General features: G+C 57.2%; 1 protein-coding gene. It reads left to right on the forward strand.

All coding sequences use genetic code 11. The features are described from left to right. Positions 1-117: 117 nt before the first annotated feature. Positions 118-1,461: a sodium:proton antiporter gene (locus G1E_RS25750; RefSeq protein WP_047150242.1), complete on the forward strand. Its 1,344-nt coding sequence runs from the start codon at positions 118-120 to the stop codon at positions 1,459-1,461. The last annotated feature ends 92 nt before the right edge of the window (positions 1,462-1,553 follow it).

The raw sequence follows: 1,553 nt of genomic DNA on the forward strand, positions 1-1,553 counted from the left end.
GAAATCTTTTTTTACATTTCCCGGCGTGTTGGGTGAGTCCACTAAGCGCAGCGGAACGACGTGGCGTGCCGGAAAGTCAAAAAAATACTTGCAAACTTTCCCAAGGCTCCTGCGCAAATGACCTTCATCGTTTGGTTCGCCATGCTGGGCGCAGTCTTGCTACTGCTCGCGCTCTCATCCTCCTACCTGCGCTGGATCCCTGTGACCTCGTCTGTAGTGTGCCTTGCCTTGGGTATTGGCCTGGGTACATCGGGGCTGGGTTTTCTTCAGTTGGACTTGAGCAAGTCGAGCGGGTGGATGGAACACCTCACAGAGGTCGCGGTATTGTTTTCGCTGTTCTTTAGTGGGTTGAAATTGCGCCTGCCCTTGCACAATCGCCGATGGTGCACCGCCTTTTTTCTAGCGGGGCCGGTGATGTTGATCTGCATTAGTGGGGTAACGCTGGTGCTGCATTACGGCCTGAGCTTGGGGTGGGGAGTCTCGCTACTGATCGCGGCGATCCTCGCACCCACTGACCCCGTGCTCGCAACATTGGTGCAGGTGGTTGATGCCCGGGACGATGATCTTGTCCGTTTCAGCTTGTCGGGTGAGGCAGGGCTTAACGACGGTGTGGCGTTTCCATTCGTCATCCTCGGCCTGTTCCTGCAACAGGACAATGACCAGGCCTGGCTCAGTGAATGGTTGCTCAAGGACATGCTGTGGGCAGTAACAGCAGGCCTGTTGCTTGGCTACTGGATGGGGCGTGGACTGGGCAAGCTCTCGCTGTTCTTGCGTCTGCGCAACGACGACAGCAACGTGTCGCCCAATGACTATCTGGCCCTTGCCCTGATTGCGTTGGCTTACGTGAGCGCCGAGTCGATACAGGCTTACGGGTTCCTCGCGGTGTTCGCTGCGGGCCTGGGCTTACGGCAGGCGGAGGTTCAGACCGCCAATAGCCCAGAAGAGCCGGCTGCTGAACATCTGGTACAGCCTGTGGTTGATCATCAGCACGTTGCGCCGGAGCTAGCCGTCAAAGGCGATGTGAAAGGGCTCGACGACTCGCAGGTAGCAGCGGGGATCATGTTGGGTGACATGCTGGCTTTCGGTAGCCTGATTGAGCGGGCAATGGAAGTATTTCTGGTGACCATGCTCGGGGTAGTGCTCATTGAGCATTGGGACTGGCGTGCAGTGCTGATTGCCGGCGCTTTGTTTTTTGTCATTCGCCCCATCAGTATCCTGCTGTTCCCTGCTCGAGGAATGCTAGATATCCGCCAACGCGGACTTTTAGGGTGGTTTGGCATCCGAGGTATCGGCAGCTTCTACTACCTGTTCTATGCCCTCAATCATGGACTGCTTCCCACCTCGGCCGCGCAGAGCATCAACCTGGTGCTGTCAGTGGTGGCGTTGAGCATTCTGCTGCATGGGTTGAGTGTCCAGCCGCTCCTTGCGAGATACGAAGCGTGGAAGGACAGGGTTTCCTGATGGCTGTTCAACAGAAAAGTGCCAGGGCAGCTATCGCCCTGGCACTGAATCACCGCCAGTTAGCGGTTTTCGCTACCGCGACCGCCGCCGTG

The organism is Pseudomonas sp. TJI-51, from assembly GCF_000190455.2.
Lineage (GTDB): Bacteria > Pseudomonadota > Gammaproteobacteria > Pseudomonadales > Pseudomonadaceae > Aquipseudomonas > Aquipseudomonas juntendi.

Bases quoted from the DNA above. Each gene is read 5' to 3' on its own strand.
- G1E_RS25750 (WP_047150242.1), top strand. From the start codon at position 118: ATGACCTTCATCGTTTGGTTCGCCATGCTGGGCGCAGTCTTGCTACTG.